Origin of the sequence: Gordonia rhizosphera NBRC 16068, from assembly GCF_000298195.1 — a bacterium.
Classification (GTDB): domain Bacteria; phylum Actinomycetota; class Actinomycetes; order Mycobacteriales; family Mycobacteriaceae; genus Gordonia; species Gordonia rhizosphera.
In genome coordinates, this window is record NZ_BAHC01000168.1 from 1 (window position 1) to 25,483 (window position 25,483).

A 25,483-nucleotide genomic window follows, 5' to 3' on the forward strand; every position below is an offset into this window, starting at 1 on the left:
GATCCCGGCGGCACGAAGCTACCACCAGCAGATCACCGGTGTTCCCAGCGGGTTCGCGTTCGTGGTCGACGATTTCGGGTTCGACGGCCGCGACGCCGACGGTGCGTTGCTGATGACCGGCGGCCCGGGATACGACGCTCATGTGCTGCGCGACGGTACCTTCGACCCGGCGTGGGCGGGCACCGCACAGCTGACCGAACAGGTACGACAGGCGTCCGCTGCGGCGGCCGACCAACCGGTGCGCTGGGTCTTCGCCGAGCGTGCCGCGGCGGAAGCAATGTCGAAACTGTTGGCGGCCAACCGGATCAGCGGGATCGACGTGGTCACCGTACCCGCCGCCGGCTGACGGGACACCGGCTCGTCGTCGAACCGTCGCTGGCCGTTTACCGCTGTAGCATGCTGAGCACGGTGTCGAGCGCCGCGTCGACGTCGCTTGCCTCGATCCGCATCAGCGCCTGCTCGTCGAGTTCCTCGATGCCGATCTCGCCGCTGCTCAACCGGAACTCGCGTTCCTCCTCGGCGGCTTCGATGACGTTGCGGATGAAACGGCCGTTGCCGGCGAGATCGATGGCGCGCCGGACCGCGCCGCCCTGATCGATCCGGGTGGACTCATACAGTGGGACGAGACGTGCCAGCAGTGCCTCGAAAGCATCGTCGGAGATGATCGAATCACGTTTGCGCGCCATGAGTTTACCGATCGCTCCGAGTTCCTCCGGCGAGTAGGAGTCGAAGCGGATGCGGCGCGCGAAGCGCGATGCGAGGCCGTCGTTGGCGGCCAGGAAGCGGTCGATCTCACCGTCGTAACCGGCGATGATCACGACGAGGCGGTCGCGGTCGTTCTCCATCCGGGCCAACAGGGTGTCGACGGCTTCGCGGCCGAAGGCGTCGCCGTTGGCGAGCCCGGTCTGGATGAGCGTGTAGGCCTCGTCGATGAACAGCACACCGTCGAGGGCGCGGTCGATCAGCTCGCCGGTCTTGATCGCGGTGGAGCCCAGATGCTGGCCGACGAAGTCCCGACGACTCGCCTCGATCACCTCGTCGGTCTTCAAAATGCCCAGAGCGCAATAGATCTTGGCGACGATGCGGGCGATCGTGGTCTTGCCGGTACCGGGCGGACCGGTGAACGCGAGGTGCTGACTGCGGGTGGCGCTGGTGAGGCCGCGCTCGACGCGTAGCTTGGCGAGGGTGGCCGCCGACTCGAGTTTGGCGACCTGTTCCTTCACCGAACCCAGGCCGATCTGCTCATTCAGCTCGTCCTTCGCCTCTTTGAGCAGGTCCGGTTTCGCCTCCACCGCTTCGGGTTCCGGCGCGGGCACCGACTCGGGATCCCACCGGTCGGTGCGGGCGTCGATCTCCTCGGCAGTCGTCACCTTGATCCGGAACTTCGGGTCGTTGAGCGCCTTCGCGTTGTCGGTGAATCCGGGGTCTCGTGAGTAGACGGCTTCGAAGACTGCCCGGGCCTCGGGCTCGTTGCCCATCTCGCGCAGGCACAGTCCTCGGGTGAACATCGCGGGGGTCTGCACGGCGGGCAGCGGACCGGCCTCGGCCCCCTCCAGTCGTCGCACGGCTTCCCCGAACAGACCGAGTTGGGCACACGCCGTGCCGACCATCAGATCGGCGACCACTTTCAGGTACTCGTCGGTCCAACTCGCAGACCGGGCGAGCGAGGTGAGCACGTCCGGCCAGCGCTGGGTGCGGAAATGCAGGAAACCGCGGGCGAAGTCGACGATCGGCGGTTTGCCGGCGGTGTCGGCGGCGTCGATCGCCTCCTCGGCGCCGTCGAAATCACCCTCACGGACCATGGCACAGGCGTAAGCGGCGGCGGCCTCGAACGGGTCGGAGACCGGATAGTCGATGTAGAGGCCGGTCGGCACGCGACCGTAGAGGGTGCGTGGCTGCAACCCGAGCCGCCGCTGTTCGACGAACAGCGCCTCGCGGTACTTGTAGATGTTGAACAGCACGTCCGTGGACGTGTCGCCGGTGGCGAGACGTCCCAGCCAGGCGTCGGCCATGGCCGGCGCGTATTCGGTGGCGCGCTTGAACGCCAGCGAGGCGTAGCGTTGATCCCGCTGCGCCTCCTGTCCGTCGACGGGGATGCCCCACGCCAGGACCCCGGCGTCGAACACGCGCCGGGCTTGCATGAAATCTGCCATGGTGAGCGCCTTCTACTGGGGGAACCGGGCATCCGGTTCGGTCGTGAGCGCGAAGTCCTGGGCCGCGGTCGCGGCCAGCTCGACATAGGCGCGTCGAGTTGCCTTGTCCAGCAGGGCCAGATCGACCTCGGCGCCCTCGGCGAGATGATCGTCGTAGGGGATGATCTGTACGGCTCGGGTGCGGGCGAGGAAGTGCTGGGCGAGCTGATCGAGGTCGATCTTGACGTCGCTGCGGCGCGGACCGTTGAGGACCACCACCGCGCGTGACACCAGATGCCCGTGTCCATGCGCCTCGAGCCAGTCGAGGGTCGCGCTCGCACTGCGTGCGCCGTCGAGGGCGGGTGTGGACACCAGGATCAGCTCCTGGGCGAGGTCGAGCACGCCGCTCATCGCCGAGTGTGACAGTCCCGTCCCACAGTCGGTCAGGATGATGTTGTAGTAGCGCTGCAGGATCCGCATCACGTTGCGGTAGTCCTGGTCGGCGAAGGTCTCTGCCGTCGCCGGATCACGCTCGGAAGCAAGCACTTCGAGGCGACTTGCGGCCTGAGACGTGTGCCGTCTGATGTCGGAGTAGCGGAAGATCGAGTCGTCGTGGAGCACATCGCGAACGGTCGACCCGGTCTGTAGGCGTACACGCTGTGACAGGGTGCCGAGGTCGGGGTTGGCGTCCACGGCGATCACCCGGTCGCCGCGGAGATCGGCGAAGGTCGATCCGAGCCCGACGGTGGTGGTCGTCTTTCCGACCCCACCCTTCAGCGACAGCACCGCGATGCGGAAGTCGCCCCGCACGGGCGCGTTCACCTGGCGGACGAGTTCGTCGTAGTGCAAGGTGCGTTGGGAATCGCCCGGATTGATGGTGCCCCCGGACATCCGATGCACGGTGCGGCGCCATCCCGATCGGGGTGCGCGGCGGGCCTTACGCAGCAGCATGGCCGAGTCGAGGCCCGCGCCCGGCTGTCCCTGCTCGAAGTTCTGCGGTCCGAATTGCTGTGGGCCGGTGGGGAACTGTGTGGCCGGACCCGGCTGCGGCGGCAGTGGAGCCGGCGCCGGCGCTTGCGGCGGTTGTTGCACCGGATGCGCATGCGGCGGCTCTGTCAGATGATGCGGGGCCGGGTGCTGTGGGGCCGGGTGCTGAAGCGGCGGCAACTCCTGCGGCGCTCCGGGATACTGCTGTACCTGATGCTGAAGCGATGGGAACTGCTGCGGCGCCGCGGGATGCTGCTGTGGTGGGAAGTGTTGCGGCACTGAGGGATGCGTCGGTCCCGGTGCGGGCGCGGGGACGGCTGCCGACGCGTCCAGACGTGTGGATGGCTGCGCCTGGTCAGGGCGCGGCGGCATTGTCGGGGGTAGCGGGCCGGCCGGTCGAGGCGGCCACGGGGCTTCCTGCGGTGCGCCCGGATGCGGCATGGGCGATGGTGGCTGTGCTTGTGCCGGTACCTGCGCCGCCGGTACGGCGTCGGTCGGTGCGTCGGTGATCGGCAGCGCGCCGTCCTCGTCGGTCGGTACGACGTGCAACGCCGGTCGCGGCGGCGAAGCGGCCGCCATATCGGGCGCCGCCGATGTCATTCGGTCGACGGACGCTTCATCGCTCTGCTCCACCCCCGGTGGCGGTGGTATGTTGGGCATCCCCCCGGCCAACCACGGCGGTGCGGCAGGCATTCGATTGTTGTGCACCATTACGGTTTTCCTCGCATTTCCCCCAGTTTGCCCGCCCAGAATACGCCTGAACATCGCCTCGGAGAATCGTGATTCTCTCCGGCGGCGCTACGACGGTGCGGTGTCGATGTCTGTTGATGTCGCGTCGGCGCTGTGCGAGCATTCGTTCATCGCTGCGGTACTGGCACGTCATCGTGCCGTCGGGGAAGGGGGAGGAAGTGGCAACTGCAGCCAGTAGGGATGGTGCACTCAAGGTGACCACCACAGAGGCAGGTCTTCCGACCGCGGTGACGATCGACGACTCGCAGTTGCGGCGCGAACCCGATGTCCTGGCCAAGGACATCCTGCGGTTGTGTCGGCAGGCGGCACAGCGCGCCGGACTGGAGCGCCGCGCCCAGATGATCGCCGACGGCGTCCCCGCTCACGTCATCGACCTGATGAACCTCCCCAAGCCCGACGACGTCGCCCGCGAGGAGATCATCGCCGAGGTCGAGGACGGCTACGAGCAGACCAGCTGGATGAGGTCGATATGAGTTGGGCCATGGACGAACTGGAGGCACGGGCGCGTCGCCAGCTCGAAAGCCTGGCCGACGTCAACGAGCGGCTCGCGCGGATCATCGAGACCGAGACCTCCCCCGACGGTGAGGTTTGGGCCGAGGTCGACGGTAGCGGTGCCCTGACCGGACTGCGCCTGTCGGATCGGGTGGGCAAGGTGTCCGGCAAACAGCTCGAACAGCTGATTGTTGCAACCGCAAACGTCGCCTGTCAGAAGGCTTTCGCGCAGCGTGCGAAGATCATCGAGGACTTCTCCGAGGAGTTCGCCGGCCTGGTAGCCGTCCCGGGGTCGACCGATTCGCCGCCCTCCGATTCGCCGCCATCAGCTGGCAGCGGGTAGAGTATCTTCACCACAGTGCCGATGGGTGGGGATTCGTTCGGCACGACGACCAGGTGACGCCGACGACCTCGGATGACCACCGTGATGTCGGTCGGTCGACCTACATCACGCGCGAACTCGTCGGAGGGTGCGTTACGGTGTGGTCGGTACATGGACGAATTGGGGGGCGTCATGGACAACGTCATTGCTGATGCAGCGGCCATCTCGGTATTCGGTGACGCCGAGGCAGCCATCGCGGCGGAGATCGCCACCGCCGGAGCCGTCGACGTCGCCGCAGTCGCCGCTCTCATGACACCGGTATTCGGCCTGCTCGGCACCGAGCATCTCATCGCCACGATCGTCGCCATGACCACCAACCTCTTCGAGACCGGCCAGCTCGCTGCCATCCATGCCGGTCAGGCGGCTGCTGCCTACGGCTCGGCCGCCGCCTACACCGCGACCGACACGGGCCAGGAAACCGTGTTCGATTCGGTCGCACTGAATCTCTGACCGCGGAGCTGACTTTCGTCATGACGCACGGAGATCCGCCGTTCGCGAGTACCGATTCGTTGGTGCCCGCACCCATCGACCAGTCGGTCATCGACATGCTCCAGCACAGTGCGCTGGGTCCGATCCTCGACACGCCGGTGTCCGACGTGCTGGCCGGCATGGGTCTGCCACCCATGCCGCAGTTCCCGGCGGTGCTGCCGCCCGCGATGCCGGGTCTACCGCCGTTCCCCACGATCAATATCGAGCATCTTTTCAAGCCGCTGACCGATCTGGCACAGTCGTTCGGTTCGGGTGATCTGGGGGCGAGCGGCTTTGACCCGACGATGCTGTTCACCGGTCTCTCGTCGATCATGCAGTCGATGATCGGACTGTCCACAGGAGCATTGAAGGCCGCGGACCAGGTGTGGCAGGGGCAGGCCGCCACGGCCGCAGCAACCAAGTCCGCGACTGCCGCGGCCCAGGGTGGCATGGTCGCGCAGAAGTCGACCAGCATCGCAGCGAACACCCAGACCGGCGCCGTGGTGGTCGGGAACGGCAACGCGGCCATGCAGGCGGTCATCGCGAAGTTCCAGCTGCAGGCCGGAGTCGCGATCGCTGCGATCGGAACGCCGGCCGGGCTGCCGTTGCTCTTGACGGCGGCGGGCGAAGCGCTCGCCGAGGCCATCGCGATCGTCACCGGCACCAAGACCGCCCTGGCGCCCGAGACCGCGCAGCAAACCGCCAACGGCGCACAGATCCCGATCACCGGCGCCCCGACCAGTCCGTCACCGTTCGGCGTGGCCGCGACGGTCCTCGAATCGGTCGGCCAGCCCCTGAGCGGCTTCTCCAGCTCGGGTATGTCGATGATGGGATCGCTGACCAAGCAGCTCACCGCCGCCAGCAAGTCCAAGCACGATCAGTTCGGCGCCTCCGAGAAGGGCGCGACCACACCCGCCACCCTGCACGGCGGTGCGCTGGGTGCCGGTGGCATCGGCGGCGGCACAGGCGGCAAGAAGGGCGGTGCCGGCGGCGGCGGAGGTATCGGCGGGCTCGGTATGGCGGGCACACCGTTGCAGGGGCGGCCGGGTGCGCCGAATCTCGCTGTCGCGTCGGTCGAGGGAACGACAACCCCTTCATCTTCGTCACTTTCCGGCCGTACCGTCAGTACGACCACAGGGGGCGGGATGATGCCGATGGGCGGGGCGGCGGGCGCCGCCGGAGCCGCGGGTGCCCGCGGTGCCGACGACGGCCACGGCGCACCGGACTTCCTGGTCACCGCCGACCACGGCTCCGAGGTCGTCGGGGCGATGCCGCAGGCGGCGCCGCCCGTACTCGGTGGGGACGCCGACGTCGAGGTCGACTCACCGGACGTCGATCTCCGGCTCTGAGTATCGAACGACACGAGTATCGAACGACACGAGTACCGTACCGACACGAGACACAACCATCAGGGGGATGCAGGACCATGAGTGAGAACCAGCTCGCCGTCGACCCGAGTCAATTGCGCAGCTCCGCAGCGCAACTCGACGCGCTCGCCGAGCGACTCGAGACGACCCTGAGCACTCACGTGCCCGGTCTGCAGGTGCCGGCATCGGGGATCGACGAGGTGTCGGTGCGCGCTGCCGACACCTTCAACTCGGTCGCCGACGGCTTCGGCGCGGACGCCGGGGACGCAGCCCGCGAACTGCGCAAGATCGCGGCAGTGCTGCGTCTGCAGGCCAACAGCTTCGGGCGTGCCGAAGACACCAACACCACTACTTTCCTCGCCTGAACCCTGGCGTCGGGGGACAACTGAGACCAGGTTGGGGAGGAGTGCATGATCGTCGGATTCACCGGTGTGATCTGGGAGGCGCGGCCCGCTGAGCGGCTCGCGCACGACCTGCACCACGGCGTCGGTCCTGCGCGTCTGGCCGAGACCGGAGCAGCGTGGACTGCACTGGCCACCGAGCTCGTCGACATCGGGGTCGCATACGGCAAGATCCTCGCCGACCTCGGGCTGCACTGGGAATCCGGTTCGTACAACCACGCTTTCGAGAAGTTGACGCAGTTCGCTCCTTGGTTCGCCGACGCCGCCAACCAGGCGATGCAGACGGCGGCGAAGGCCGAGGCGCAGGCTGCGGCCAATGCGGTTGCGTTGACCGCGATGCCGAATCCGCTGGAGATCGCCGCCACCAAGGCGATCGCCGAGGCACTGTCGAAGGTGGAAGCAGCCGCGGGCTCGCCGATCATGGCCGCAGCCGCCAACAACGAGCGGGCACACCAGGATCAGGGACAACGCGCATCGCGGGTGATGGAGAGCTACGAACGCGCCGCCACCCCCGTCGCCGATCCGTGGAAGCTGCCGGCGCCGCCGCGCATCGTTTCCGACGCCGCGCTCAACGCCGAGGAGGCCGCCGCCCGCGAAGCGGCCGCACAGGCCAAGGCGGTCGCGCACGCGGCCGGTATCCACGGTGGGCTGGCGACGGCGCCGCTGATCGGCGGGATCGGTGGTTTCGGTGGCGGGTACGACATCCCGCGGGAGAAATCCAATTACGCCGCAACCGAACTGGCTGCCGACGGGCACCCGGTCAGCCCGCTCGTCGCGCCCGGCGGTCCCGCGGAACCGACGCGTGCCGCCGGGCATATGCCGATGGCCCCCATGGGAGCCGGTGCGGCGGCCGTCGGCAATTCGAACGACGACGAGCACCGACCGGCTCCTGTTGCACCAAACGTGAGCCGTGCCGCGGGCGCCGGTGCCGACGTCCATCTCCCCGCCGGATGGCTGCAAGCAGGCGAGCAGGACGCACCGGTGTCCTGGTCGGATATCGCCGACCGATACCAGCCGCCGGCCCTTCCGCCGCTCCCCGAAGGCGTGCTGGATCTCGGCGACGGTTCGGTCGCGCCGGCCGTGCTTGGCGCACCCGAGGAAGGAGACCAGGCCTGATGTGGGACACGATTCCGGATGTGCGGCACACCATCTCGGTCGACTCGTTGTGGCGTCTGGGCGAACTGGTCGATCTGCAGATCTGGCCGACCGTACTCGACATGTCCGCGCGGTTCGACACGATCGAGGCCTATCGTGCGGGTGTTGCCCGCGCCGATGCCGAGCTCCTCACCGCGGGCGTTCTCGGTCCGGAAGGCGTGGCGGAAAACCTACATATGGCACTGAGCATCGTCGGAGGACCCGAATCCGAGTTGCAGGTTCGGGTTTTCGGCGGCGACGGGGTCCGGCGGATCTCGCTGACGCGTCGCGGCCGTGACCACGTGCTGGTGCTGCGCTACGGCGACGAAGTGCGGATCGAGATCGTCTCGGTCGACGGAATCGACTCGGCGGCAAAGAAGATCGTTGACTGCCTGGGAGACGGTGCCGCCGCCGATGTCGCGTCGGTGAGCGTGCCGAGTGCCGAACTCGCCGCCCGCCTTGATGCTGCTACCACCGCGCCGGAGTACTCCGATACGCTCTACGCGCTCGGCGTCGACCAGCGGGAGTCCACACGACTCGGTGCGGCGTTGGCCGATTGCCAGGGCTACGCCGAGATCGTCGCGTACGAGTCCTTTCAGGGCCGTACTCACGAAGCTTCTGGTGCTGTCGCCATCTACGAGACCGCTCGCGGCCGCGTCGTCGGCAGTCCCAGTGTGTCCCCGGACGGCCAGATGTGGACCACATTGTCGGCCGGTTCGGGACATCGCATCAAGCAGGCCATCGGCCTGCTGGTGGAAACCTTGCCGAACCGACGGTGGATGGAATGACCGTGGCGGGGGGAGGCGATTCGGTGTGCCGCGGTGACCGAATCGAACACAGGACTGCGGTCGCACCGGGCGGTCGGAGAAACCACTCACAGATGGAGGAAAGCAGATGGCGGAAGGTAGCAACTTCGAACTCGACCTCGATGCCGGGTTCAAGCACACGGACACGGTCAACGAGGTCCTCGACAGCCTGCGTCAGACCTTGAAGGTCATCAGCAACGAGGTCGACGCGGCACGCTCGTCGTGGGTCGGTGACGCGTTCAACGCATTCCAGACCACCGCGAGCGAATGGGACGCCGAGGCGGCGCGCCTGAACGCGAAGCTCAACGATCTCGCGGAGACGCTGAGCGGCACGGTGTTCAAGGGTTCGGACACCGCGAACCAGGACATCGCATCGAGCTTCTCCGGCATCCACGCCGGCGGCCTGAACCTCTGATCGCCGACGCGTAAACCTGAAAGGAACCCAGAATCATGATGAAGTACAACTTCGGCCAGATCCACGCGCTCGCCGAGGCACTGCAGCAGAACGGCCGGAACCTGATCTCCCAGACCGAGACCCTCGAGTCGGCGGTCAAGCAGCTCAGCGGCACCTTCACCGGCGGCGCCTACGAGGCCTACGAGGTCAAGATGGCGTCGTGGAAGTCCGAGATGGGCGACACCCAGGAGATCCTGGCGCGTATCGCCAACGCGGTCCGCAGCGGCGCCGAGCACATGCAGCAGACCGACGCCGCGAACGCGCGCGCCGTCAGCGGTGCGTAGTCGTCGTCACCACGGTTGACCCACGAGCGCCTGTCCCCCGGCACCGGCCGGTTGTACGGGCGCTCGTGCGTTCACCTCAACGACGAGGCGTATCGGCTTGTCGTTCCGGTGCGTTGAGCGAGGAACCGACGTAGCGCATCTCGTCGTCGGTGGCGACCATGACCACCTGTGACGTCTCGCCGCCGCTGCGGACGGTGACCCACGGGTTGGCGTCGGCGCGCTGCAGAAGCGTGACATCGGCGCCGGTATCGGCGTCGAAACCGGGTGCGGTGACGGTGATGATCGTGGCCTCGGCGCTGATCGCCTCCTGGGCCACACCGTCGAACACCAGCACCGAATACCCCTGCCGCTGACCGGCGACCTGTGAGCCGGCCGCCGCACCGGCCACGGCGAGAATGCGCGGATCACCAACCGCGTGCGCCATCGGCATCCAGTGGGCCGGTCGGTCGGTGTTGACCATCACGCGGGCGCCGAGCGCGATGGCCCGCAGCACGACCTGCTGACACAGGTTCAGCGTGCCGGCGATCTCGACGGTGCGCACGTTCGAACCGACCAGCGACAGCGCGACCGCGCGGCTCTCGACGTCCGCGCCGACCAGCTGACCGCATCCCGCAGCCGGCAGGGCCAGCGCGGCAAGCGATTCGGTGCTGGTGAGGTACTCCATGACCGAGCGGTCGTGGAACGGGTCGGCCAAGGGCAGGCCGGCGACGAAGGCATCACGTTGGCGGCCATTGCACGAGTGGAAACCATCGGGAACCCGAACCGGTTCGGGCGTCAGCGTGTTGAAGCGAGCCAGGACACTGAGGAAGTACTCGCCGCTCTCGGCGGGGCGCAGGTGCAGGGTAAGCACCGTGCTGAGGCTCGGTACCGTCCACGGGGCGCCGAGATCGGTGTCCGACAGCGCGGTTTCGTCGAGGTAGTAGTTGTGCGCGTGCATGGACCCCACCTGCACGTGATCCCACGATTCGCTCATGTTGTCGGGATTCGTGCCCTCCATCAGCGCCGAGAACACCGAGTTGATCTCCGCCGCCGTCAGGATGGTGGCGGCATGGCCCTTGCCCGACAACCGGTTCGCCACCCGGCGCGTCGCCACCACCGCGGTCTTGAGCACACCGGTGGATCCGCCCCCGCGCCGTTCGATCGCGTCGGCGTTGTCGAGCGGGTTAAGCCGCAGCACCACCGTGACCGAACGGAATGCGGTGGCGGGCAACGGGCCCAGGATCTGGCTGTAGATCCGGGCGATGTGCCCGTTACCGTACGCGCGTGCGCCGTGACTGACGATGTCGGCGGATTCAAGCTCGATGTCGAACTGCTGCAGGCACTCGGCGATGAGGTCGAGGGGGACGACATCATCGGTGATGACGCGTCCCGGCACGAATCGGGTCAGCGCACGGGGATTCGCCTCGATGCGCACCATCGTGATCACGCGATCGCCGTCCCACCGCATACCGCAGCTGCCGCCCTCGGCGAGCGGGACGTCGAACGGTGCCTCGTACCAGAACTCCGGGTCGGCGACGCGGCGGCGCAGGAAGCCCATCCGGGCAGAGATCCTGGCGGCTACCGACTCCCCGCGCGAACGGACCAGAATGGGAACGGCGAGCACGACACCGACGATGACGCCGATGCACCAGGGCAGACCGACGATCGCGGCGATGACGGTGACGACCAGTACCACGAATTCGGCCATTAGCAGGACGGGCGTTGGTAACCAGCGGCCGGCCCAGAACGTATCGGGCGCATGCACGTCGAAGGACGATTGTTCGGTCACTCCGCGCAGCCTCCCCGTGCGTTCTACCAGCGCTTCGTCCCTAGTACACTACCGTGCAGCACAAATGCACGGGGACGAGGGGAGGATTTGTGCCGGCACAGTTGACGACGCGACAACAAGTCAACGGCTACCGCTTCCTGCTCCGTCGACTCGAACACGCGCTGATGCGCCGCGATGTGCGGATGCTGCAGGACCCGATGCGATCGCATTTCCGGGCGGTCATCGCCGGCGTGGCCATCTCGGTGGTGCTGACGGGCGGATTCTTCGTCTACGGACTCATCAAGCCGGCCGGTTCGGTCGGGGACAGCAAGATCATCGTCGGGAAGGATTCCGGCGCGCTGTACGTGATGATCGACGACACGCTGCATCCGGTGCTCAACCTGGCGTCTGCGCGACTCATCATCGCGAGTCCCGATAAGCCGGAGTCGGTCTCGGACTCGAAGCTGTCGGGTTACAGGCGTGGCCCCCTCGTCGGTATTCCCGGTGCGCCGCAGAGCCTTCCGGGACCGCAGGATGCCGGACACTCGTACTGGGCCGTGTGCGACACGGTCCTGGTACCGACCGGCTCGGGATCACTGAGCGGCGGCGTGCGCACCACCGTCATCGGTGCGGAACCCGAGGACACCGCTGCCGCCCAGGAACTCTCGGTCCGCGAGGCGTTGCTGGTGCGATCCGGGGATACAACCTATCTGCTCAACGACGGCAAACGCTTCGTCGTGGACACCGACGATCCGGCCGTCGTGCGGGCCTTCGGGATCGACGGTGCGACCGTGCGTCCGATCAGCGGAGGAATGCTCAACGCCTTCCCCGACGGCGACGAACTCACCACCCCGACGATCAGTAATCGGGGTAAGCCGTCGACGACGGGACTCGGGCCGGTCGGATCGATGATCGAGGTCGCCGGCGTCGGTGAGGGCTCGTCCACGTTGTATGTGGTTCTCGACGACGGCATCCAGCAGGTCGGTCAGGCTGCGGCCGACGTGATTCGCTACTCCGACCGGGCGCGGGGCGGACAGGTCGAGACCGTCGCGCCGGCCGCCATCACAAAAGCCGATCAGCTCCAGGACCTTCCGGTGGGCGACTTTCCGGCGGTCGCACCCGAGATCATCGCCCAGAAGGCCGCCCCGGTCGGCTGTCTCGCCTGGGACCGCTCGTCGGCCGACAACGCCCCCGCCACCCTGCGAGTGCTGGCCGGCACCGGACTGCCGCTCGCGGATGGGCAGGAGCCGGTCGATCTGGCCACCAGCGACGGTTCGGGTCCCAGTGTCGATGCCGCGTACATCCCGCCGAGCACCGGCAACTACGTCGCGACCACCGGCAGCGACCCGGAGTCGCCCCGGCGCGAGTCGCTCATCTACGTGAACGACGCCGGCGTGCGGTTCGAGGTCGCCGACGCCGACACCGGCAAGGCGCTGGGTTTGGTTGACGAGCCGCAGGTTTCGCCCTGGCCCATCGTCGGGCTGCTGCCCACCGGGCCGCGACTCTCGCAGCATGACGCACTCGTCGAACGGGACTCTGTCGCCGTCGGTGGGACGGGCTCGGATGTGGAGGCGTCGGGTGCGGGTGGGTAGGCCGGCCGTCGAGTTAAGGCAGGGCTCAGAGGGTGAGCGTGGACGGGTAGCCGGCGTTGTCGTCCGTCGTCTCGTGTCCGGGGCCGGATGTGGGCTGTAGGAGGCCGAGAAGCGCGCCGTGCGGGTCTCGAATCAACGCCGTTCTGCCGATGGCCGTCTCGACGGGCGGTGACACGACATGTCCGCCGATATCGGTGGCCTTTGCGAGGGCGGAGGTGAGATCCGGGACGGAGAAGTACGCGCGCCAGTGCGCCTTTGTAGCCGAGTGGACGACTCCTGCTACCGGAATACCGTCGGATAACAGGACCCGGTAGCGCCGGCCAGGGGTCCGAGTCATCGCCGCGTCGAGACCGATCGCGGCGCCGTAGAAACTCGGTATCGCTGCGAGTTCATCGGCGACGAGTTCGGCCCACGTCAGGGTGCCGGAAAGGTCTGTGAGGAGTCGGTCGGTTCGATGAGGCTGCCAGAGGCTGAACGTGGCGCCCACCGGATCCCGGACGGTGGCAACTGACGCCAGTCCGAGGTAGTCGCCGGGGCCCCACAGGATTGCACCATCTGTTCGGGCGGCTCTCCGGATGGCAGAACCGAGATCGGCGACGTGAAGATAGATGTGCCAGTACGACAGTCCCCGTCCGAGTTCGCCTGAGTCGGGCCATATTCCGCACACGGGTCGGCCATCGATCAGTGCGATCGATTCATGGTCCGAATCCGCGAATTCCCATGCGAACAGTTCATGGTAGAAGTGCTGCGTCTGGGCACGGTCAGGTGTCACCAAGTCGATCCACGCAGGCTCTCCCGCCGTCACGGGACCGCCCAGGAGGCCCCGCCAGATGCCGAAGGAGGCTTCGGGGCAGATTGTTCCGCAGTCGCAGTAGTGGGTGATCCGACTGTCGGCCTACCGTCGGAAATGGAAGCGCCGCCGCTCGACTCAGCGGTCGGCGCAGGAGCGACCGAGTGTGGGTTCTCCACACCGGGCTGCGAGCCCTGGTTCCAGGTCTGCTCGAACCCCGGTCCGATCACGACGTTCTCCGCGAACGTCGTGGCAGGGCCGGTTACCTTGCCGGGGAGAGTTTCTTTGCCCCACCAGTTTCCGGTCCTGACGCCGGCTTCAAGGCCCTCACGGAGGACTATGTTCAACATCCGTCTCGGCGTCGAGGGGTCTTCGGTGTTGATGCGGGCACGAATGATTGTCTGGAGATGGGTGGCCGTGCTGTCGCCTCTCTTGGAGATCAGGGTGTCGGCCTTGGCGGCGATCGGACTGAGTGCCGCGCCGGCGGTGGCGCTCACCAAGGTCTTGGAGATCAACTCACCGGGGTCCATGGGCTTGTCCCACAACGCATTGTCGCGGACCTGGGCGAGCAGCGTGAACCCGAGTTTCCTCGATCCCTCCACGATCGCGCCGTCGAAGGCCTTGGCGCCGAAGCCGGTGACGAGGTCCTTGCCGAGCAGTCTTGCCATGTCCTTCGTCGACGTCGCCGCGAACTCCTCGAGCCCCTTCTCCAGGAGTTTGGCGAGGATGCGCCGGACAACCATGTCGACGGCCTCGGCGAGGGTCATTCGTCCCTCGAAGACGGCCTGTGCGATCTCGATCGGCGCCGACCAGTTGATCTCTGCCGTCGCCAACAGGAACGTCACGTAGAGGGCGAGTGCCACCAACTCGACCACAAAGATCATCTTCAAGACGAAGATCTCGTTGGACATGGTGTTGCAGCAGTGGGCGATGTCGTCGGCCTGCGCGATCAGCCTCTCCAGGGACATGTCGCCCGAGAGGAGGGAATCAAGCTGGGCATCAATTGCTTTCTGCATATCGCCCTCGACGGAATGCCCGATTCCCGCCGACACCGAGTTGAGTTCGGACCGGATCAGCTCCACTCTGTGGGCGAATTGCTCCCAATCGTCGTTGAGTCGGTCCATCGCCGTTTCGTCGCCCTTGGGCCATTCCATCCCGACCAGACCAAGCGGCCAGCTGACGGCGGCGGGCATCTCGAATCCCATGGGGCCTACCGTCCCGCGTTCCGGTTGGCGTCGGCGTTGCCCTGTTCCTGGTTCTCGGCTCGCTTGGCGGATTCCACCAGCACCGCATGAAGGTTGTTGAGGTGTGTGGCGACGCTGTGCGCGTTCGTGAATGCGGTGTCGCCCTTCGGGCCGTAGGCTCCGGCGAAGGCCTTGCCCGGGTCGTCACCGCCCCAGCATTCGCCTTCGTGGTGCAGCGAGGAGGTGAGCATCAGTTCGGAGTCCTTCAGCTTCTCACCGAGCTCGCCGATGAGAGTGGCGTAGCGCTTGAAGTGTTCGGGCTCGAGGAGGAAATGATCTGACATGGTCGTATCCCTGTAGGTCGTGTGACGGCCGGTCACCAGGCGCGATCAGTGAAGCGGCCGCGGGTGGGGTCGGGTTCGCTGAGCTCCTCGTAGTGCGGCTCGTCATCGGCCGCTTTCGTTTCCTCGACTTCCATGTAGACCTCATCCGCTGAGCGGGAGGGTGTCTGCGGCGGCTCCGGCTTTGCGCCGAACAGCTTCCCGAAGTCGGTGAGACCATCGAGGATGTCGGTGGCGCGAGGCAGTGACTTCTGCTTCTCGATGATCGGGGCCCAGAGCTCGTGCGTCTTCTGGGCGACCTCCTGCGCGGCCCTCTGCGTCGCTGCTGTGAATGCGGCGCCGAGGCGGGCCGCGGTGACTTCGCCGAGGATCTCGTCGTCGAGAGCCGTCTCGACGACGAGACCCTGGGCATTGACGGTGACCCGCAGCCGGCCCTCGAGCTCGGTCGCAGTCGCGGTGAGCGTGGCCGCTCTCTCACGAATGACGCCCATCTCACTGATCAGCGAGTTCATGGTATCGAGCAACGGTTCGACGTCGTCGGCGGTGCGCGGAAAACCCATACCTGTCCCCCCACAGATGTTGGCTCCGACAAGCCTATCAACGCAGGTCGGCGACGCTCTGTCGAGCGGACCGAATGTCGATCGGGTGGATGACGGCCGAGTCGTCCACCCGATCGACTCTGTTGGGGATACGCACGACAATTCGGTATCGTGACATTCGGCATTGTCGGGGTGAGGATTGCTGATGTTGAATTTCGGGGGAGATTTCTGAGCGGTGACGTCGCTGCGGTCCGTCGGGGAGTGGGCCGCAGGCATGATCAGAAACCGCTGATCTGAGGAGTTCGTTGAGCTCGCGCGTGGTGCGGATGGCACCCACGTGTGTGCCCGGTCGGCCTACCTCACGTTCAGAACCCTTGGCACGCAGACATTCTCGGACTCGCACGAGGTCGCACACCAACTGCATGCCGCACGACGCGGCGTACTGACTCATGGACACGTGGCCCCCGGGGGAGGCCACGAATGAAAGGAAGTCGTCAGATCATGGCTCACCTACCGAAGCGGTCCCGCAACGACCACCCGGAATGCGCGGGGAGGCGCAGGCCGGTGCTGATGGGTATCACCTCGGCGGCTCTGGTCGCTTCCATCGCGACCGGTGTCGGCGCGGGTATGGCGCAGGCCGCCCCGGAACAGGGCGGCACCAGTCCTAGCGACACCGCCCCCCAGCAGGGCGGCACCACGCCGGCGCCGAGCCCGAGCGCACCCGAGCAGGGTGGCACCACGCCAACCCCCGAGCCGGTTCCGGTGGAGCCGGTGTACACGCCGGGTCCCGGCTCGATCCCCGGCCCGCCGCAGGAGGCGCCGTATCAGCCGTATGTGGCACCGAGTGTCTACACCGCGCCGACCTACGAAGAAAACTACGAGGTCACCCCGATCCAGACGCTGAACGCCCCGAAGCCTGCGGCGCCGGTGCGTCCGATCGCCCCGCCGCCAGAGAAGATCCGTGTCGGCAACTTCATCACCGACATCCCCGAGGGTATGTCCGACAAGGACGTCAACTCGATCAACGCCTGGGCCGCCTACGGCGAGGCCAAGATCGCCCAGGGTCTGATCTCGATGGGCGTGCCCGCCGATGAGGCGTCGCGGCAGGCGGCGTCGACGATCATCGGTGTGGCGACCGGTGGGACTGCGGGAGCTGTTGCAGGGGCCGCACTGGCTGCACCGGCTGGTGCGTTGACGGGGTTGATCGTGGGAGTACCGGTGGGTGCAATCGCCGGCCTCATCTACAACGCGGTCACTTTCGCACCCCTCATCATCACCTCAGCCGGAACGTTGACCCCGGCGGCGCCATTCTGGCTCGGTTTGGGTGCAGCCGGCGGTGCCGGCATCGGCCTCGTTGCCGGACCGGTCATCGGTGCAGCTGTATTCGGCGCTGCCGGCGCGGTCGCGGGTGCGGTGGCCGGTGGTACCGCCGGCGGTGCACTGGCCTACGCACTGGGCGCCGGCGACCCGGGCGCCAACCCAGAGGACCCATGGAAGCAGGGTGAGGCCGAGCCGATGCCGAACCCGGACGCCAACCAGTTCCAGGTCAACCTGCCGGCCGAGGAGGCCAAGCAGGTCGGTCTGCCGGCCGCGAACTATACGGTCAACGTGCGCGGTGATGTGTCCGTGCAGGTCGGCGACATGAAGACCGGCTGGACGGCCGAGCAGGCGCAGGCCCCGTACAACGCTCTGGGAGCCCTCGCCGGGTCGCAGGTGGAGAACGCGGCCCGCACGTTCGTCAAGGACAACGCCCCGAAGCTCGAGAACCTGATCCCGGGTGTCAAGGTCTCCTGGCCGCAGGAGATCGCACCGGTCAACTGAGGCGAACCCGGACCGATTGTCCCACACCGCCTCTCAAATGCGGTGCGGGACAATTTGTTCGTACCGACGTCAGACCGTGACGACGTCGACCAGGTCCTCGAGTCCGACGAAGTCCGCCGCATTGCGGGTGTACAGCCGCGCAGAGTGCGCGTGCGCGGTTGCCGCGATCAGCAGGTCCATCGATCGGGCTCGTGGCTGACGTCCTGCTTCGACGATGGCCGCCGCGACGCGCCCATAGCTTTCGGCGACTGCGTCATCCACGGGGAGAGCGTCAAAGGTGCGTTCGATGAACAGCAACCGCCGCAGCCGCTCTGCGCGTGGCGCTTGGTCCTTGGCGATGAGGACACCGAACTGAAGCTCTGCCAGAGTTATCGAGCTCAAGGCCAACTCGCCGGCCAGGGGCGGGACGTCGGTCGCCACGACGATGCTGGTGTCGAGTATGGCCCTCACGCTCGCGACCATGGGTCCTGCAACTCGTGGGAGATGGTCTCGCGGTCCTTCTCCCAGCCAGGGTCGGGCGTTCCGGAGAAGAGCGCGGCGACCTCATCCCAGTGCCGCCACGCGCGTGGCGTGGCAGGTACCAGCCGGGCGCTCGGACGTCCGGCGACGGTAATGGTGATCTCTTCGCCCGCTTCCACCCGGCGCACGAGGTCGGATGCATCTTGGCGGAGTTCCCGTAGTCCTACAGTCCGCATAACACAAGGTAGCACACGTGCTACCCCGGCCGCGGAGTTCGTTGGTTGTGGAGATTGTCAGTACTCGTCCTCGCCGAGCCGTCGTAGGCGTCGGCGCGGGATGGACACCGCCCACCACGAGACCGCGACGAGCAGGCACACCCCGGTCCCGGCGAGGGCGACGTTGCGGGCCGTCTGATCCGGTTCGCTGAGATCCGGTGGTGCGATCGGCCGACCGGCCGCCAGACCCGAATCGGCTCCGACGACGGTGTCGCCGAGTGCGGCGATCGGGTCGACGACCCCGAAGCCGATCACGTCGTTGCGGCCCGAGCCGGCCCCGTGCGCGGTCGTGGTGATCCGGCGCATCACGTCGGCCGCCGAGATGCCCGGGAAGCGTGCCTTGATCAGCGCGGCGAGTCCGGCGACATACGGACTTGCAAAGCTGGTGCCGTCCAACGTGACCGGGCCGTCGCGACCCTCCTGTCGGTTCACCGCCTGACCGCGCAGACCCACACTGACCAGTTCGGTGGCGGGTGCGGCGACCGAGACCCAGGGGCCGTGCACGGACAGCGACCACGGGGCGCCGGTCGTCGAATCCACACCCCCCACGGTGAGCACGTAGGGGGTGAACCAGGCCGGGCTGACAATCGTGTTGAGGGTGTCCCAGCCCCGCGCCGATGGGTTGGCGGGGTTGACGCCGGTGTTCTGCGTTTCGCACGGGTCGACGAGGTTGCCGGCAGCGGCGACCACCACCACGTTGCGCCGATAGGCGTACTGCAGCGCCGCGCCCAAGGCGTCGTCGCGCATGTCGCTGCCGGCCGGTGCGCAGGCGACCTCGGAGATATTGATGACGTCGGCGCCGCGCTGTACCGCGGCCACCACCGCGTACGCGAGTGTCTGCACCGATCCATAGCTGCTCGAAGCCATCTCGCCGACACCGCCGCCGGAGTTGGTGTCCTTGGGTCCGTAGGCCAACGAGGCCTGCCGGATGGAGATGATCTCGGCGTCGGGTGCGACGCCGGCGAACCCGTCGTCGTCGCCGGGTTGGGCGGCGATGATGCCGGCGACCATGGTGCCGTGGCCGTCGCAGTCGTCGAGACCGTCACCGGTGCTGACGAAGTCGCCGCCCCCGGTCACCTTCTTGAAGCGCTTCGACGGCTGCACGCCGGTGTCGATGACCGCGACCTTCACACCCTTGCCGGTGCTGTAGCGCCAGGCCGCGCGCACCTCCATCAGTTGCTGGGCGGCCGAGGGGTCGCGCACATCGGCCGCGCTGGACGCGAAGGGTTTGCCGCACAAGGCCTTTTGCTCGGTCGGTTCCGGCGGTCCCGGGGGCACCCGCAACACCAGATCCGACTTGGACGGCGTCGGCGGGGTGACCGCGGCGGCGGGCCCCGCCGAGGCCCACAGCGCACAACAGACGGCGGCCACGGCGCCGACCCGCAGCAGCCGCATCAGAGGTTGCGCACGGTGCTGTAGACGTCCATCACCCAGAAGGTCAGCGGCGCGATCACACCCACCAGCGTGTACTCGAGGATCTCCCCGGTCCGTTTGACCACCGGGGAGAACTCCTGTTGCGGTGCCACCACACCGCTCAGTAGTGCGAGTACCGCGAGGGCCACCAGCGCTCCGAAACCGATGTAGATCCAGACCGGGTCACCGACGGCGAGCCCGGTTGTCAGCAGTGTGAACACGATCGCCCCTGCGGCGATCAGGATCGCGGTCTGTGTGACGTCGCTGTGGGCGCGCCCGCGCAGCGCGAGGACGACGGCGATGATGACGGCGAGCGTGGCACTGCGCCAATCGAACCCGCCCAGTGGATCCGCGGCCAGCAACGCACCGATCCCGGCCAGTACGGCCGTGCCCAGCACGATGCCCGTCAGGTACTGGTTGGCGGTGTAGGCGCGGCGCTCAAGCGCGGCCGCCGACGGCAGAGCCATCGCACCGATTGCGCCGATGCCCTCGATGGACGGCCGCACCTCGGCGTCGATCGGATCGATGGGCCCACCCGACGTCGGGACCGGCGGCAGCGGAAGGCGCGCCAACGCGATGGTGAACCGCGGCGCCAGCAACACCAGGAGCACCGCCAGCGCGGCCATCGCGGCACCGACCTTCGCGACATCGGAACCGAAGATCGTCACCTCCCCGGCGGCGACGAGCCCACCGGCCGAGGCGAACAGGATCGCACTGTGCATCATCGGTCCGACCCCGGTCAGGCGGTACACGATCACCGCCGTGACCAGCGACGCGGCGCACCCGAAGGTCAGGTGCGGGGCGCCCAGCGGGTGCGGGGTCACCAGCATCGCGGCGGCGAAAACGAGCGGTTGGGCGCAGAACGCGAGCACCGTGGCCGCACCGTCGTCGCGGTAATAGCGGCTGACGACGGCCGCGGCCACCACGAAGCCGAGCGCGAGCAGCGCGCTGATCAGACCCGGCAGCCACGTGTCGGATTCCTGGCGGGAGGAGCAGAGGATCAGTGCGGCGACGACGCTGGCGACCATCGCGACGACAAAACCCATGATGCGGGCTGACCGAGCCGACCAACTCGTGAAACGAGATTCATTCAAACGACCGACGGCGTCGATGACGTCATCGAAAAGGGCAGGGGTCTCACGGGATACGACGGACTTGAGGATCAACAGGTCGCCGTCGAGGATCTGCGCTTCGCGCAGCGACCGGTGCGACTCGATCGGATCCTGGCCGACCTTGCTCAGCGTCCAGTGTTCCCGCTTCTCGTCGTCGGTGGGATCGGCCCTGTGCCGCTGCGGATTTCGCGATTCGATCAAGGTGACGAGGTCGGGGAGAAGTGCTGCGATCGGAATCGACGACGGCAGTGCGACATCGACTTGGGTGTTCCCGCCGAGGATCGAGATGCGCGTCAGGTCGGGTTCGCCGGTGTGCGCTTCCTGATCGAGATCGGCAAGCGGGTCTCCGATCGTCATAGTTGTGTTCCCCCAGGTCACGTGCGTTCGGGACTCCTGCTCGCGCCCCGGTCGTTTAGGCAATCTACCGGATTCTCGCTAGCATCCTGTCAAGGGTGTTGAGCCACCGTATCGGGAAGCGGTGTGTGAGGGGGACCATTGGCGACCACCGGCTTTGTGCGTAGGCCCCGCATTTCACCGCCTCGGGCTCCGGGTGGTGAGGTGGCCGTCCAGCCGCCGCCCGACGTCCCCCGGGTCATTCCCGGCAGCATGATGATGAAGATGCTGCCGATCGTCATGATCCTCGCGGTGGTCGGCATGATCGCGATGATGTTCGCCGTCGGCGGGCGGTCGTTCTTGACAAACCCGATGATGCTGATGTTCCCGATGATCCTGATCATGTCGACCGTCGGGATGTTCATGGGTGGTGGACGGTCCGGCGGCAAGAAGGCCGCCGAACTGAACGAGGAACGCAAGGATTACTTCCGCTACCTCGCGCAGTTGCGCGACGACGTGCAGGCGACCGGCGCGACCCAGCGGCAGGCACTCGAATGGAGCCATCCCGAGCCGAAGGCGCTGCAGGGTGTCGTCGGCAGTCGCCGGATGTGGGAGCGTCGGCCGGGTGACCACGACTTCGGCCACGTCCGCGTGGGTGTCGGCAGCCAGCGTCTCGCGTCGCGGCTGATGCCTCCCGAGACCGGACCGCTCGAGGACCTGGAACCGGTCTCGACCGTGGCGTTGCGACGGTTCGTCCGTACCTATTCGGTGGTGCACCGACTTCCGACCGCGGTGTCGTTGAGGGGCTTCCCGGCGATCAGCATCGAGGGCATCCGACAGGAGACCCGAGGGCTGCTGCGGTCGATGCTGATGGAACTGTGCGCCTTCCACGGACCCGACCACCTGCGGGTGGTGATCGTGTGTGCCGACCCGGAGACCGAGGCGTGGTCGTGGACTAAATGGCTGCCGCACGTGCATCACCCGACCCGACGCGATGCGGTGGGCGCCGAACGGATGCTGTACGGATCGGTCGCCGAGGCCGAGGAGTCGATCGCCTCCGATTTGCTTGACCGTGGACGTTTCTCACGCACCACCCCGCCGACGCCCGGCCGCCTGCACTACGTCATCGTCATCGACGACGGTTACGTCAACGGCGACGAGCGCTTGATCAGCGACGCCGGTATGGACGGTGTCACCGTGCTGGACCTGACCGCGGCCCCGGACGGGCTCGCCGTGCGGCGTGGTCTGCAACTGGTGGTGCACGATGGAACCATCGCGGCCCGCAGTGCCGTGGGAGTGGAGACCTTCGCCGACATCGACACCGCCTCGGTCCCGGACGCGGAGGTCTTCGCACGGGCGATGTCGCGCTATCGCATCGCCACCGCCGCGCAGATCGTCAGTCTCGAACAGGATTCCACGCCGACCGATCCCGGTCTGATGGCGTTGCTGAAGATCGCGGACGCGAATCTGATCGATCCGAACGTGGTGTGGCGTCCGCGTACTCCGCGGGAACGGCTGCGGGTGCCGATCGGGATCTCCCAGACCGGCAGTCCCGTCGAACTCGACATCAAGGAGGCCGCCGAGAACGGGATGGGCCCCCACGGACTCTGCATCGGTGCCACGGGTTCGGGAAAGAGTGAATTCCTTCGTACCCTGGTGCTTTCGCTGATCACGACCCACTCGCCGGATGCGTTGAACCTGGTCCTCGTCGACTTCAAGGGTGGCGCCACATTCCTGGGGCTCGACTCGGCGCCGCATGTCGCGGCCGTCATCACCAACCTCGAAGATGAACTGGCGATGGTGGACCGGATGAAGGACGCGCTCTCGGGCGAGATGAATCGCCGCCAGGAGTTGCTGCGTTCGGCCGGCAACTTCGCCAATGTAGGCGACTACGAACGGGCCCGCGCGGCCGGCAAACCGCTCGACCCGCTGTCGGCCCTGTTCATCGTCGTCGACGAGTTCTCCGAACTCCTCGCGCAGAAACCGGATTTCGCCGAACTCTTCGTCGCGATCGGCCGTCTCGGACGGTCGCTGCACATGCATCTGCTGCTTGCCTCGCAGCGCCTCGAGGAGGGCAAGCTCCGCGGGCTCGACAGCCACCTCTCCTATCGGATCGGTCTGAAGACCTTCTCGGCCAACGAGTCCCGCACCGTGCTGGGCGTCCCGGACGCCTACCATCTGCCGAGCGTGCCGGGGTCGGCGTACCTGAAATGTGACTCGGCCGACCCGGTGCGGTTCAACGCCTGTTACGTGTCGGGTCCCTACATCACCCCGGACACGGTGGAATCGACGTCGCACGAGCATCGCGGTCAGGGCCGCATGAAGATGTTCACCGCCGGCCCGGTTCCGATCGACTGTGGTTCCGAACCGCCGGCGTCGTCGACGCCGACCGGTCTGCCATCGCTGGAGGAACTCGAGGTGCCGATCGCTGCGAAATCCGCGGTCGGTCCGACCCTTCTCGACGTCGTGGTGTCGCGACTCGCCGGGCGCGGCCGCGCCGCCCACGAGGTGTGGCTACCTCCGCTCGACCAGTCACCGACGGTGGACATGCTGGTGCCGCAAGCGGATTGGCGGGAGGGTGTCAACCGTCTCGGTGACCTGCGGTTCCACATCGGTGTCGTCGACCGGCCCTACGATCAGCGTCGCGACGTGTTGATCCTCGACGTCGGCGGCGCCGCGGGTAACGCCGCGGTGGTCGGCGGACCGCAGTCGGGCAAGTCGACCGCCCTGCGCACGATGATCATGTCTGCCGCGGTCACCCATGTGCCCGAACAGGTCCAGTTCTACTGCCTCGACCTCGGCGGCGGCACCCTCGCCGGCCTCGCCGGGCTACCTCATGTCGGCACGGTCGCAACGCGATCCGATGCAGACGGGGTCCGACGGACCATCGCCGAAATGGCCACACTGCTGCGGGAACGCGAGGAGAACTTTCGCGCGCTCGGTATCGAGAGCATGCGCGACTTCCGTAAACGCAAGGGTGCGATCCTCACGAACGGTGCTGCGCAGAACCAGGATCCGGTGGCGCGTGACGAGTTCGGCGACGTCTTCCTGGTGATCGACGGGTGGGCCGCCTTCCGCGCCGACTTCGAGGCGCTGGAGGGTACCGTCACCACCCTGATCAACCAGGGCCTCACCTACGGCATCCATGTGGTGCTCACCGCGAACCGCTGGGGCGAGATCCGTCCGGCCATCAAGGATCTCATCGGCTCGCGGCTCGAGCTGCGACTCGGTGACCCGATGGAGTCGGATATGGCCCGCAAGGTCGCCGCCCAGGTGCCGCAGGCCCGGCCGGGCCGTGGCATCTCCCCAGAGGCCCTGCATCTGCTCGTGGGACTTCCGCGACTCGACGGCACGAGCAATCCCGAGACCCTCACCGAGGCGGTGGCGTGGTCGGTCGAGCAGATCCGTGAGGCGTATCCGGGGCGTGCGGCACGGCAGGTCCGCAAACTGGACCTGGGACTCACCCGGGCCGACATGTATCGGCGCGCACAGGAACTCGGCCTGTCGTTCTCCTCGCAGCAGATCCCGATCGGGCTCGGCGAGAACGAACTCGTGCCGCTGGTGCTCGATTTCGATGTCCAGCCGCTGCTGTTCGCGTTCGGCGACAACGAATGCGGCAAGACCACCCTGTTGCGCAACATCGCCATGGGGCTGATGGAACAGGGGCCCGGGACGCAGAACAAGATCGTCCTCGTCGACTACCGGCGCACCATGCTCGGCGCCGTCGAGGGCGAGCACCTGGCCGGCTACGCCACCTCGGCCCAGGCACTCGGTCCGATGATGCAGCAGCTCCACCAGGTCCTCTCCGGGCGTCTGCCCGGACCCGACCTCACCCAGCAGCAATTGCGTGACCGCAGCTGGTGGAGCGGACCGAATGTGCACCTGCTGATCGACGACTACGACATGGTGGCGTCGGCGTCGTCGGGCAACCCGCTCAGTGTCCTCGGTGAGCTGCTCCCGTCGGCCCGCGACATCGGTTTGCGCGTGGTGATCTGCCGTCGCTCCGGCGGCGCGAGTCGTGCGCTGTTCGATCCGGTGATCGGCAAGCTCAAGGACCTGTCCGCCGACATCCTGCTGATGAGCGGCGACCGCGACGAGGGCAACATCGTGGGCCGCACCAAGATGCAGAAGCTGCCGCCCGGGCGTGGCGAGTTCATCTCCCGGGTCCGCGGGCACGAGATGGTGCAGATCTGCCGGCTGCCGGCCCTGTTCGACTGACG

At 67.2% G+C, this 25,483-nt stretch carries 23 protein-coding genes and 1 pseudogene; 13 read left to right on the forward strand and 11 right to left on the reverse strand.

Features of this window, described 5'->3' with window-relative positions; genetic code table 11:
• Window positions 1–346 (forward strand): annotated as a pseudogene (locus GORHZ_RS20485) (Tox-REase-5 domain-containing protein); the annotation flags it as partial.
• A 37-nt stretch (window positions 347–383) separates the two neighbouring features.
• On the opposite strand, the gene eccA reads toward GORHZ_RS20485, so the two are convergent.
• Window positions 384–2,153: a type VII secretion AAA-ATPase EccA gene (gene eccA, locus GORHZ_RS20490; protein ID WP_006336386.1), complete on the reverse strand. Its 1,770-nt coding sequence runs from the start codon at window positions 2,151–2,153 to the stop codon at window positions 384–386.
• Between the two features lie 12 nt (window positions 2,154–2,165).
• Window positions 2,166–3,560, reverse strand: a complete 1,395-nt coding sequence (locus tag GORHZ_RS30230) for a MinD/ParA family ATP-binding protein (protein WP_444542628.1) — start codon at window positions 3,558–3,560, stop codon at window positions 2,166–2,168.
• Window positions 3,561–4,027: 467 nt separating this feature from the next.
• On the opposite strand from GORHZ_RS30230, the gene GORHZ_RS20500 reads away from it, so the two are divergent.
• The 9 genes from GORHZ_RS20500 to GORHZ_RS20540 all read left to right on the forward strand — a co-directional run bounded on the left by GORHZ_RS20500 (window position 4,028) and on the right by GORHZ_RS20540 (window position 9,657).
• Entirely contained in the window at window positions 4,028–4,342 is a 315-nt protein-coding gene (locus tag GORHZ_RS20500) for a YbaB/EbfC family nucleoid-associated protein (protein WP_051999010.1), read from the forward strand.
• A complete protein-coding gene (locus tag GORHZ_RS20505) occupies window positions 4,339–4,704 on the forward strand; it encodes a YbaB/EbfC family nucleoid-associated protein (RefSeq protein ID WP_006336398.1) in 366 nt (121 codons plus the stop codon). The genes GORHZ_RS20500 and GORHZ_RS20505 overlap by 4 nt, the downstream gene beginning before the upstream one ends.
• Window positions 4,705–4,854: 150 nt before the next feature.
• Window positions 4,855–5,193 carry a hypothetical protein gene (locus tag GORHZ_RS20510; RefSeq protein WP_006336399.1) on the forward strand — a complete coding sequence of 113 codons (339 nt, stop codon included), beginning with the start codon at window positions 4,855–4,857 and terminating at the stop codon, window positions 5,191–5,193.
• Between the two features lie 62 nt (window positions 5,194–5,255).
• Window positions 5,256–6,560: a hypothetical protein gene (locus GORHZ_RS20515; protein ID WP_169330684.1), complete on the forward strand. Its 1,305-nt coding sequence runs from the start codon at window positions 5,256–5,258 to the stop codon at window positions 6,558–6,560.
• 77 nt (window positions 6,561–6,637) lie between these two features.
• Window positions 6,638–6,943, forward strand: coding sequence for a PE domain-containing protein (locus GORHZ_RS20520; RefSeq protein WP_006336401.1), 306 nt, complete (start codon window positions 6,638–6,640; stop codon window positions 6,941–6,943).
• A gap of 45 nt (window positions 6,944–6,988) precedes the next feature.
• Window positions 6,989–8,095, forward strand: coding sequence for a PPE domain-containing protein (locus tag GORHZ_RS20525; protein WP_006336402.1), 1,107 nt, complete (start codon window positions 6,989–6,991; stop codon window positions 8,093–8,095).
• On the forward strand, window positions 8,095–8,901 hold the full coding sequence (locus GORHZ_RS20530; protein ID WP_006336403.1) for an ESX secretion-associated protein EspG: 807 nt from the start codon (window positions 8,095–8,097) through the stop codon (window positions 8,899–8,901). The genes GORHZ_RS20525 and GORHZ_RS20530 overlap by 1 nt, the downstream gene beginning before the upstream one ends.
• A gap of 106 nt (window positions 8,902–9,007) precedes the next feature.
• Window positions 9,008–9,334 carry a WXG100 family type VII secretion target gene (locus tag GORHZ_RS20535; protein ID WP_006336404.1) on the forward strand — a complete coding sequence of 109 codons (327 nt, stop codon included), beginning with the start codon at window positions 9,008–9,010 and terminating at the stop codon, window positions 9,332–9,334.
• 35 nt (window positions 9,335–9,369) lie between these two features.
• Window positions 9,370–9,657: a WXG100 family type VII secretion target gene (locus GORHZ_RS20540; protein ID WP_006336405.1), complete on the forward strand. Its 288-nt coding sequence runs from the start codon at window positions 9,370–9,372 to the stop codon at window positions 9,655–9,657.
• Window positions 9,658–9,733: 76 nt separating this feature from the next.
• Here the strand turns inward: GORHZ_RS20540 and eccE are convergent, their stop codons facing one another.
• Window positions 9,734–11,425: a type VII secretion protein EccE gene (eccE, locus tag GORHZ_RS20545; RefSeq protein WP_006336406.1), complete on the reverse strand. Its 1,692-nt coding sequence runs from the start codon at window positions 11,423–11,425 to the stop codon at window positions 9,734–9,736.
• Between the two features lie 89 nt (window positions 11,426–11,514).
• Between eccE and eccB the strand changes: the two genes are divergently transcribed.
• Entirely contained in the window at window positions 11,515–12,996 is a 1,482-nt protein-coding gene (gene eccB / locus GORHZ_RS20550) for a type VII secretion protein EccB (protein ID WP_006336407.1), read from the forward strand.
• A 25-nt stretch (window positions 12,997–13,021) separates the two neighbouring features.
• Here eccB and GORHZ_RS20555 read toward each other — a convergent pair whose 3' ends face one another.
• Genes GORHZ_RS20555 through GORHZ_RS20570 form a run of 4 tightly spaced genes read right to left on the reverse strand, consistent with a single transcriptional unit; the run spans window position 13,022 to window position 15,871 of the window.
• Window positions 13,022–13,768, reverse strand: coding sequence for a VOC family protein (locus GORHZ_RS20555; RefSeq protein ID WP_040532720.1), 747 nt, complete (start codon window positions 13,766–13,768; stop codon window positions 13,022–13,024).
• Window positions 13,769–13,797: 29 nt separating this feature from the next.
• Window positions 13,798–14,991 (reverse strand): WXG100-like domain-containing protein, encoded by a 1,194-nt coding sequence (locus tag GORHZ_RS20560; protein WP_040532723.1) that lies wholly within the window; start codon window positions 14,989–14,991, stop codon window positions 13,798–13,800.
• A 5-nt stretch (window positions 14,992–14,996) separates the two neighbouring features.
• A complete protein-coding gene (locus GORHZ_RS20565) occupies window positions 14,997–15,314 on the reverse strand; it encodes a hypothetical protein (protein WP_006336411.1) in 318 nt (105 codons plus the stop codon).
• A 32-nt stretch (window positions 15,315–15,346) separates the two neighbouring features.
• The gene (locus tag GORHZ_RS20570) at window positions 15,347–15,871 is read right to left on the reverse strand and encodes a YbaB/EbfC family nucleoid-associated protein (RefSeq protein WP_006336419.1); all 525 of its coding nucleotides are present in this window, start codon (window positions 15,869–15,871) and stop codon (window positions 15,347–15,349) included.
• Window positions 15,872–16,351: 480 nt separating this feature from the next.
• Here GORHZ_RS20570 and GORHZ_RS20575 point away from each other — a divergent pair, with 480 nt between their 5' ends.
• Window positions 16,352–17,671 carry a hypothetical protein gene (locus GORHZ_RS20575; RefSeq protein WP_006336421.1) on the forward strand — a complete coding sequence of 440 codons (1,320 nt, stop codon included), beginning with the start codon at window positions 16,352–16,354 and terminating at the stop codon, window positions 17,669–17,671.
• A 69-nt stretch (window positions 17,672–17,740) separates the two neighbouring features.
• Here GORHZ_RS20575 and GORHZ_RS20580 read toward each other — a convergent pair whose 3' ends face one another.
• From GORHZ_RS20580 to eccD, 4 genes are read right to left on the reverse strand one after another with little or no spacing between them, the layout of a single operon-like run.
• The gene (locus GORHZ_RS20580) at window positions 17,741–18,121 is read right to left on the reverse strand and encodes a type II toxin-antitoxin system VapC family toxin (protein ID WP_217998348.1); all 381 of its coding nucleotides are present in this window, start codon (window positions 18,119–18,121) and stop codon (window positions 17,741–17,743) included.
• The gene (locus tag GORHZ_RS30235; RefSeq protein ID WP_083877382.1) at window positions 18,118–18,366 is read right to left on the reverse strand and encodes a type II toxin-antitoxin system Phd/YefM family antitoxin; all 249 of its coding nucleotides are present in this window, start codon (window positions 18,364–18,366) and stop codon (window positions 18,118–18,120) included. Before GORHZ_RS30235 ends, GORHZ_RS20580 begins: the two co-directional genes overlap by 4 nt.
• 57 nt (window positions 18,367–18,423) lie before the next feature.
• Entirely contained in the window at window positions 18,424–19,800 is a 1,377-nt protein-coding gene (gene mycP / locus GORHZ_RS20585) for a type VII secretion-associated serine protease mycosin (protein WP_006336427.1), read from the reverse strand.
• Complete coding sequence (gene eccD, locus GORHZ_RS20590) at window positions 19,800–21,287, reverse strand: type VII secretion integral membrane protein EccD (RefSeq protein ID WP_006336429.1); 1,488 nt, start codon at window positions 21,285–21,287, stop codon at window positions 19,800–19,802. The genes mycP and eccD overlap by 1 nt, the downstream gene beginning before the upstream one ends.
• A 138-nt stretch (window positions 21,288–21,425) precedes the next feature.
• On the opposite strand from eccD, the gene GORHZ_RS20595 reads away from it, so the two are divergent.
• Entirely contained in the window at window positions 21,426–25,481 is a 4,056-nt protein-coding gene (locus tag GORHZ_RS20595; protein WP_006336431.1) for a type VII secretion protein EccC, read from the forward strand.
• Window positions 25,482–25,483: the final 2 nt, after the last annotated feature.

What these genes read in the sequence shown, in the direction of transcription:
- eccA (WP_006336386.1), bottom strand. Translation starts at nt 2,153, where the DNA reads ATGGCAGATTTCATGCAAGCCCGGCGCGTGTTCGACGCCGGGGTCCTG.
- GORHZ_RS30230 (WP_444542628.1), bottom strand. Translation starts at nt 3,560, where the DNA reads ATGCCGCATCCGGGCGCACCGCAGGAAGCCCCGTGGCCGCCTCGACCG.
- GORHZ_RS20505 (WP_006336398.1), top strand. Translation starts at nt 4,339, where the DNA reads ATGAGTTGGGCCATGGACGAACTGGAGGCACGGGCGCGTCGCCAGCTC.
- GORHZ_RS20510 (WP_006336399.1), top strand. Translation starts at nt 4,855, where the DNA reads ATGGACGAATTGGGGGGCGTCATGGACAACGTCATTGCTGATGCAGCG.
- GORHZ_RS20520 (WP_006336401.1), top strand. Translation starts at nt 6,638, where the DNA reads ATGAGTGAGAACCAGCTCGCCGTCGACCCGAGTCAATTGCGCAGCTCC.
- GORHZ_RS20525 (WP_006336402.1), top strand. Translation starts at nt 6,989, where the DNA reads ATGATCGTCGGATTCACCGGTGTGATCTGGGAGGCGCGGCCCGCTGAG.
- GORHZ_RS20530 (WP_006336403.1), top strand. Translation starts at nt 8,095, where the DNA reads ATGTGGGACACGATTCCGGATGTGCGGCACACCATCTCGGTCGACTCG.
- GORHZ_RS20535 (WP_006336404.1), top strand. Translation starts at nt 9,008, where the DNA reads ATGGCGGAAGGTAGCAACTTCGAACTCGACCTCGATGCCGGGTTCAAG.
- GORHZ_RS20540 (WP_006336405.1), top strand. Translation starts at nt 9,370, where the DNA reads ATGATGAAGTACAACTTCGGCCAGATCCACGCGCTCGCCGAGGCACTG.
- GORHZ_RS20560 (WP_040532723.1), bottom strand. Translation starts at nt 14,991, where the DNA reads ATGGGATTCGAGATGCCCGCCGCCGTCAGCTGGCCGCTTGGTCTGGTC.
- GORHZ_RS20565 (WP_006336411.1), bottom strand. Translation starts at nt 15,314, where the DNA reads ATGTCAGATCATTTCCTCCTCGAGCCCGAACACTTCAAGCGCTACGCC.
- GORHZ_RS20570 (WP_006336419.1), bottom strand. Translation starts at nt 15,871, where the DNA reads ATGGGTTTTCCGCGCACCGCCGACGACGTCGAACCGTTGCTCGATACC.
- GORHZ_RS20575 (WP_006336421.1), top strand. Translation starts at nt 16,352, where the DNA reads ATGGCTCACCTACCGAAGCGGTCCCGCAACGACCACCCGGAATGCGCG.
- GORHZ_RS30235 (WP_083877382.1), bottom strand. Translation starts at nt 18,366, where the DNA reads ATGCGGACTGTAGGACTACGGGAACTCCGCCAAGATGCATCCGACCTC.
- mycP (WP_006336427.1), bottom strand. Translation starts at nt 19,800, where the DNA reads ATGCGGCTGCTGCGGGTCGGCGCCGTGGCCGCCGTCTGTTGTGCGCTG.
- eccD (WP_006336429.1), bottom strand. Translation starts at nt 21,287, where the DNA reads ATGACGATCGGAGACCCGCTTGCCGATCTCGATCAGGAAGCGCACACC.